5 protein-coding genes are annotated in these 7,674 nt (G+C 69.7%); 1 reads left to right on the top strand and 4 read right to left on the bottom strand.

Going from position 1 to position 7,674, the window contains the following annotated elements:
* Nucleotides 1-53: 53 nt before the first annotated feature.
* The gene (locus ABT025_RS38950; RefSeq protein WP_030970782.1) at nucleotides 54-410 is read right to left on the bottom strand and encodes a HesB/IscA family protein; all 357 of its coding nucleotides are present in this window, start codon (nucleotides 408-410) and stop codon (nucleotides 54-56) included.
* A gap of 223 nt (nucleotides 411-633) precedes the next feature.
* On the opposite strand from ABT025_RS38950, the gene nadA reads away from it, so the two are divergent.
* Nucleotides 634-1,830, top strand: coding sequence for a quinolinate synthase NadA (gene nadA, locus ABT025_RS38945; RefSeq protein WP_351003506.1), 1,197 nt, complete (start codon nucleotides 634-636; stop codon nucleotides 1,828-1,830).
* A 341-nt stretch (nucleotides 1,831-2,171) separates the two neighbouring features.
* Here nadA and ABT025_RS38940 read toward each other — a convergent pair whose 3' ends face one another.
* The 3 genes from ABT025_RS38940 to ABT025_RS38930 form a co-directional block, all read right to left on the bottom strand.
* Nucleotides 2,172-5,327, bottom strand: a complete 3,156-nt coding sequence (locus ABT025_RS38940; protein ID WP_351003504.1) for an efflux RND transporter permease subunit — start codon at nucleotides 5,325-5,327, stop codon at nucleotides 2,172-2,174.
* Nucleotides 5,328-5,491: 164 nt separating this feature from the next.
* A complete protein-coding gene (locus ABT025_RS38935; protein WP_351003503.1) occupies nucleotides 5,492-6,187 on the bottom strand; it encodes a response regulator in 696 nt (231 codons plus the stop codon).
* Nucleotides 6,184-7,461 (bottom strand): sensor histidine kinase, encoded by a 1,278-nt coding sequence (locus ABT025_RS38930; protein WP_351003501.1) that lies wholly within the window; start codon nucleotides 7,459-7,461, stop codon nucleotides 6,184-6,186. Before ABT025_RS38930 ends, ABT025_RS38935 begins: the two co-directional genes overlap by 4 nt.
* Between the last annotated feature and the right edge of the window lie 213 nt (nucleotides 7,462-7,674).

The following is a 7,674-nucleotide window of genomic DNA, read 5'->3' as shown; positions in this document are numbered from 1 at the left end:
GGATCGGAATCCCGGGGCCGCCGCCGTACGGCGCTACCGTGCTTCCTTCGCGTTTAGCTGAAGGAGTCGCCGCAGGCGCAGGAACCCGTGGCGTTCGGGTTGTCGATCGTGAAGCCCTGCTTCTCGATGGTGTCCACGAAGTCGACGGAGGCGCCGCCCAGGTACGGGGCGCTCATCCGGTCGGTGACGACCTTGACGCCGTCGAAGTCCTTCACGACATCGCCGTCCAGCGAACGCTCGTCGAAGAAGAGCTGGTAACGCAGGCCCGAGCAGCCGCCGGGCTGGACGGCGACGCGCAGCGCCAGATCGTCACGGCCTTCCTGCTCCAACAGGCCCTTGACCTTGGCTGCGGCGGCGTCGGACAGGAGGATGCCGTCGCTCACGGTGGTGGTCTCGTCCGATACGGACATCTGCTTCTCTCCCGGGTTGTACGGAGACTGCTTGCCGACGTTGCAACCGTCGGGACCGCGGATTCATTCCGGGCCGAGCGCTTGCCTGTTCCATTCATGCTCGCACACCGGCCCCGCAGGCGGATGCGTCACATCGACGCTATCGGCATCGTCAAAGTGACGTGAAGCGGATATGATAGATAACGTCAATTAGACGAAAAGGCTCCCCCGCAGAGAAGAAAGGGTGCGTGACGTGACCACGGCCCACCCCGTCCAGGAACTCGACGTCCAGCCGACTCCCCTCGCCCTGCTCCTGCTCGGCCGCGACGCCGACCCCAAGAGCGAGCGCGGCGTCGAATGCCCCGGTGACCTGCCCTCCCCGTCCGACCCGGACCTGGTGGAGCGCGCCCGTGCGGCCAAGGAGAAGCTGGGGGAGAAGGTCTTCGTCCTCGGGCACCACTACCAGCGCGACGAGGTCATCCAGTTCGCGGATGTGACCGGCGACTCGTTCAAGCTCGCCCGGGACGCGGCGGCCCGGCCGGAGGCCGAGTACATCGTCTTCTGCGGCGTGCACTTCATGGCGGAGTCCGCGGACATCCTGACCACCGACGACCAGAAGGTCGTGCTGCCGGACCTCGCGGCGGGCTGCTCGATGGCCGACATGGCCACTGCCGAACAGGTCGCCGAATGCTGGGACGTACTGACCGAGGCCGGTGTCGCCGACCAGGTCGTGCCCGTCTCGTACATGAACTCCTCCGCGGACATCAAGGCCTTCACCGGCCACCACGGCGGCACGATCTGCACCTCGTCGAACGCGAAGCGGGCCCTGGAGTGGGCCTTCGAGCAGGGCGACAAGGTCCTCTTCCTCCCGGACCAGCACCTGGGCCGCAACACGGCCGTACGGGACATGGGGATGACCCTGGAGGACTGCGTCCTCTACAACCCGCACAAGCCCAACGGCGGCCTGACCGCCGAGGAGCTGCGCAACGCCAAGATGATCCTGTGGCGCGGGCACTGCTCGGTGCACGGGCGCTTCTCGGTGGAGTCCGTCAACGACGTCCGCGCGCGCATACCCGGCGTCAACGTGCTGGTGCACCCGGAGTGCAAGCACGAGGTCGTCGCCGCCGCGGACTACGTCGGCTCGACGGAGTACATCATCAAGGCGCTGGAGGCGGCCCCGGCCGGCTCGAAGTGGGCGATCGGCACCGAGCTGAACCTGGTGCGCCGCCTGGCCAACCGTTTCGCGGCCGAGGACAAGGAGATCGTCTTCCTCGACAAGACGGTCTGCTTCTGCTCGACGATGAACCGGATCGACCTGCCGCACCTGGTGTGGACGCTGGAGTCGCTGGCCGAGGGGAACCTGGTCAACCGGATCGAGGTCGACCCGGAGACGGAGAAGTACGCCAAGCTCGCGCTGGAGCGGATGCTGGCGCTGCCGTAGGGGTCTTGCCCGCGGGATGTGTCCGGACACGGCTGCAGGGGCTGCCCACGGCCGTGAGCGGGATGTGTCCGGTCACGGCCGTTGCCGCTCACGGCCGTGACCGGACACGTCCACAGGTGTGTCCCAGCCCGGCGCCGGGGCGCGTCCCGTATCTCCGGCGCTGTCCTCACAGCACGCGGCCACGGGGCCGGGCCGGGATTGCTCGCCCTCTGCGGGCGAGACGCGCCGGCCGCCGGCCACGCGCCCCGGCTCGCCTCGACGGTCAAGCCGTCCCGGCGGGAAACACGAGAGGCCTGTCCCACGCACTGGCGTGGGACAGGCCTCTCGTCGTACCGGGCGGGTCAGGCCTTCGCGGGCTCCGGCTCCTCGGAGGAGGTCTCCTCCGAGGCGGCCGGGGCCGGGACGCCGGCCTTCCTGGCCCGCTTCGCGGCCTTCTTCTTGGCGCGGCGCTCCTTGAAGAGCTCCACCATCGCGTACAGCGTCGGCACCAGGAGCAGCGTCAGCAACGTCGAGGTGACCAGACCGCCGATGACCACGACGGCCAGCGGCTGCGAGATGAAGCCGCCCTCGCCGGTGACGCCGAGCGCCATCGGGAGGAGGGCGAAGATCGTCGCCAGGGCCGTCATCAGGATCGGGCGGAGCCGGTGACGGCCGCCCTCGACGATGGCCTCGACGACGCCCATGCCCTGGGCGCGGTACTGGTTGATCAGGTCGATCAGCACGATCGCGTTGGTCACCACGATGCCGATCAGCATCAGCATGCCGATCATCGCCGGGACACCCATCGGGGTGCCGGTGACGATGAGCAGACCGATGGCGCCCGTCGCGGCGAACGGAATGGAGACCAGCAGGATCAGCGGCTGGATGAGCGACCGGAAGGTGGCGACCAGCAGCATGAAGACGATCGCGATGGCCGCCAGCATGGCAAGGCCCAGCTTCATGAACGCGTCGTCCTGGTCCTGGGAGACACCGCCGATGGTGGCGGTGGCTCCGTCCGGGAGATCCAGGGCGTCGATCTTCGTCTGGAGCGAGGCACTGACCGCGCCGGTGTTGTCACCGGTGGGCTTGGCCGTGATCGTCGCGGCGCGCTGGCCGTCGATCCGCGTCATGGAGACCGGTCCGGGAACCAGCTTCACCTCGGCGATCGAGCCGAGCTTGGCCGCTCCCAGCGGAAGGTTCTTCAGCTCTTCCATCGTGGTGGCCGGGTGGGCCGACTTGATGACGACGTCGCGCTCGGTGTCGTCCATGATCGCCTTGCCCGACGGGGTGCCCTGCACCGCGTTGGCGACGGCTGCTCCCAGCGTGGCCTGGCTGTAACCGGCGTCGGCGGCCTTGGCGTTGGCCTTGACCGAGATACGCGGGATGCTCTGCGCCAGGTCGCTCTGGACGTCGGTGACGTCCTTGAGCTTGGCCACCTCGGCCCGCACCTCTTCGGAGGCCTTCTTCAGGGTGTCCGCGTCGGCGGACTTGACCACGACACTCAGGTCCTGGCTGCCGAAGCCGTCGCCCGCGGCGATGGTGGTGTCCCCGATGCCGTCGAGCTTGCCCAGGGCCTCGTCAATGCGGTCCTGGGTGGCGTCGTAGTCGGCGGAGTCCTTCAGGGTGATCTGGTACGAGGCCTGGTTGGCGCCCGTGCCGCCGCCGAAGGCAGCCATGAAGCCGGACGAGCCGACGGTGACCTGGTAGTCCTTGACGCCCTCGTCACCGGCGAGGACCTTCTCGACCTTCTTGGCCGCCTCGTCGGCGGCCGCCAGGCTGGTGCCCGGGGTGAGCTCCTGCTTGATGGACAGGACTTCCTGCTCGCCCTGGTCGAAGAAGTTCGTCTTGAGCAGCGGGACCATGCCGAAGGTGCCGAACAGCACGGCGACGGCGATGACGACGCTGGTGATGCGGCGACGAGTGGCGAAGCGCAGCACCGGGACGTAGATGCGCTGGAGCCGACTGCGGGCTTCCTTCTCCTCCGCCTCGCGGCGGGCCTTGTCCGGGTCCTCGGCGCTGCCCTTGGGGGCGCGCAGGAACCAGTACGACAGGACGGGCACGACGGTCAGCGAGACCAGCAGGGAGGCCAGCAGGGCCGCGGTGACGGTCAGCGAGAACGAGCCGAAGAGCTGGCCGACCATGCCGCCGACCAAGCCGATCGGCAGGAAGACGGCGACCGTGGTGAGGGTCGAGGCGGTGACCGCTCCGGCCACTTCCTTCACCGCGGTGGTGATCGCGGAATGGCGCTCCTCGCCGTAGCCGAGGTGGCGCTTGATGTTCTCCAGGACGACGATCGAGTCGTCGACGACCCGGCCGATCGCGATGGTCAGCGCGCCCAGGGTGAGCATGTTGAGCGACAGGTCACGGGTCCAGAGCACGATCAGCGCGAGGACCACGGAGAGCGGGATGGAGACCGCGGTGACCAGGGTCGAGCGGAGCGAGGCCAGGAAGACCAGGATGATGACGACCGCGAAGAGCAGGCCGAGCGCGCCCTCGGTGGTCAGACCCGAGATCGCCTTGGAAACGGCGGGGCCCTGGTCGGAGACGACGGTCAGCTCGGCGCCGGAGCCGAGGTCCTTGCGCAGGTCGGGGAGCTTGTCCTTGACGGCGTCCGAGATGGCGACGGCGCTGCCGTCCTTGTCCATCGTCGCCATGACGGCGAGGCTCGGCTTGCCGTTGGTACGGGTGATGGAGACCGCGGTGGACGGCTCCTGCTTCACCGTCGCGATGTCCCCGACCCGGACCGGCTTGGTGGGCTTGCCCGTCGCCGGGTTCTGCCCGGTGACCCGCAGGTCCTCGAACTGCTGAAGCGTGGTGAACGTGCCGCCGACCTGGACGGTACGGCTCTTGCCCGCCTCGGAGAAGGAGCCCGCCGGGACGGTCGCGCCGCCGGCCTGGAGCGCCTGGGCGAGCGAGGTCGCGTTCAGTCCGGCCGCCGCGAGCTTCTTGTCGTCGGGGGTGATGGAGACCTGGAGGTCCTGCACACCGTCGACGGCGACCTGGCCGACGCCGTCGATGTCCTCCAGGGCGGGGACGACGGTGCGGTCCAGCTGGTCCGCGAGCGCCTGCTGGTCCTTGTCGGAGGTGACGGCGAGGACGACGGTCGGGATGTCGTCGGTCGATCCGGCGATGACCTGCGGGTCAACATCGTCGGGCAGCTGGATGCGGGCGCGGTTCACCGCCTGCTGGATGTCCGCGACGAGCTGCTTGGTTCCCTCGTCGCCGAAGTCGAACGTCGCCATGATGACGGCGTTGCCCTCGCTGGCGGTCGAGGTGATGCCGGTGACACCGTCAACGTTCTTGATCGAATCCTCGAGCGGTTCGACGACCTGCTTCTCGACCACATCGGGGGACGCGCCCTGGTAGGGCGCGAGCACCGACACCATCGGGAGTTCGATGGTGGGCAGCAACTGCTGCTTGAGCTGCGGGATCGCGATGGCTCCGAACACGAGCGCGACGATCGAGATCAGCCCGATCAGGGCCCTTTGCGCGAGGCTGAATCTGGACAGCCAGGACATGGGTGAGGTCTCTCTTCTGTGGCTTACGCGGCAGGTGGGCGGGTGACTCGGGGACAGACCCGGCCCACCTATACGATCGCCCACGCCCGGGACCGAATACGTCGGTCCCAGGTCGCTTTCTTATGCCGCGCATACAGCAGCTGGAGTACGCCGCCGCTGCACCCTCACTCCACCCGTGGGCGCACCAGGCCCGATTCATATGCAATTACGACCAGTTGGGCCCGGTCACGCGCCCCCAGCTTCGCCATCGCCCTGTTCACGTGGGTCTTGACGGTGAGGGGACTTACCACGAGCCGCTCGGCGATCTCGTCGTTGGACAGCCCGCCCGCGACGAGCACCAGCACTTCGCGCTCCCTGGTGGTCAGGGCCTCCAGCCGCGCGGAGTACTCGGCGGCCCCAGGCCCTCCCTCGCCCGAACTTCCGCCCTGCGCAAGGAACGTGGCGATCAGCCCCTTGGTCGCGGCGGGCGACAGCAGCGCCTCGCCCCCCGCGGCGATCCGGATGGCGTTGAGGAGTTCCTCCGGTTCCGCCCCTTTCCCGAGGAAGCCCGAGGCGCCGGCCCGCAGTGACTGCACCACGTACTCGTCCACCTCGAAGGTGGTGAGCATGACCACGCGCACGTCCGCGAGTTCCGGGTCGGCGCTGATCATCCGGGTCGCGGTGAGCCCGTCCGTACCGGGCATCCGGATGTCCATCAGCACCACGTCGGCGCGCGTCGACCGGGCCAGTTCCACGGCCTGCGCCCCGTCCGCCGCCTCGCCGACCACCTGCATGTCGGGCTCCGAGTCGACCAGTACACGGAACGCGCTCCGCAGCAGCGCCTGGTCGTCGACGAGCAGGACCTTGATGGCCGATGTCATGCGTGCTCCCCCGTCCGGCCCGCCGCGCCCGGCTGATCCGGCTCCTGCGCACGGGCCTTGAGGGGCAGGATCGCATGAACCCTGAATCCGCCGCCGTAACGGGGGCCGGCGGTGAGGGTGCCGCCCAGGGCGGTGACGCGTTCCCGCATGCCGAGGAGGCCGTGGCCGCCGCCGACGACGTCGCCGCCGCCGCCCGCACGGCCGGCCGTTCCGCGCCCGTTGTCCAGGACCATGACCTCGGCCGTGGCCCCGACACGTACGACACTGACCTCGGCCTTCGCCCCTGGGCCCGCGTGCTTGCGCACATTGGTCAGCGCCTCCTGGATCACCCGGTACGCGGCCAGGTCCACGGCGGCGGGCAGCGGTGGCCCCTCCTTCGCCGCGCAGGCCACCTCGACGGGCAGCCCCGCCTGCCGCAGGGTCTTCACGAGCTCGTCGAGGACGGCGAGGCCGGGGGCGGGTTCGGTCGGCGCCGTCGGGTCGCCGGACTGACGCAGCAGCCCCACGGTGGCCCGCAGTTCGTTGAGCGCGGAGCGGCTCGCCTCCCGGACGTGGGCGAGCGCCTCCTTGGCCTGGTCGGGGCGCCTGTCCATGACGTGGGCCGCGACCCCGGCCTGCACGTTGACCAGGGCGATGTGGTGGGCGACGACATCATGCAGGTCACGGGCGATCCGCAGCCGCTCCTCCGCCACCCGGCGCCGGGCCTCCTCCTCACGGGTCCGCTCGGCCCGTTCGGCGCGCTCCCTGATCGCGTCGACGAACGCCCGCCGGGAGCGGACCGCGTCCCCCGCCGCGCCCGCCATCCCGGTCCAGGCGAAGATGCCGAGGTTCTCCTGGCTGTACCAGGGGGCCGAGCCGAAGAACATCGCGGCCGCGGTGAGCACGGCCATGGTGAGCAGCCCGACCCGCCAGGTCGTCGGCCGGTCGGTGCGGGCGGCGACGGTGTAGAGCGCGATGACGGTGCTCATCACCACGGGGGCCGGCGGATCGGCCGTCACCAGCTCGACGACGGCCAGCACCCCGGTGGCGGCGAGAACGGCCATCGGCCGGCGGCGCCGCCAGACCAGGGCGAGGGCGCCCAGTGCCATCAGGAACACGCTGCCCACCGCGGGCGCGCGGGTGCCGAAGGTGGGCCCGTGGTGGGCGCCCGGATCGGCGAAGGATCCGACGACCATGGCCACGTACACGGCCAGGGCGAGCGCGCCGTCCAGCGCGAGGGGATGGTCGCGCAGCCAGGTCCGGATGCGCAGAACCCCGGTTCCGAGGGTGGTCACGTCAAGCTACGTTACGGCGTGTCGCGCCGAAATCCGTGCGCGTGACCGGAGAAGCGGTGCCGGGTGCGGGTCACGGGACCCAGCACCCGCACCACTGTGCCCCGTGACCGGCCGGGGCCGGTCACGGGGCACAGTGGTGCGGGTGCTGGAGCTGCCCGATGTCAGCCCGGGATAACAACCAGAAAGGAAGAACGACGTGAAGGGAAAGAAAGT

Source organism: Streptomyces sp. NPDC002809 (assembly GCF_040295435.1).
GTDB lineage: Bacteria > Actinomycetota > Actinomycetes > Streptomycetales > Streptomycetaceae > Streptomyces.
Note: the sequence above shows the minus strand (reverse complement) of the source record. Positions and strands in the feature narration are given on the sequence as shown.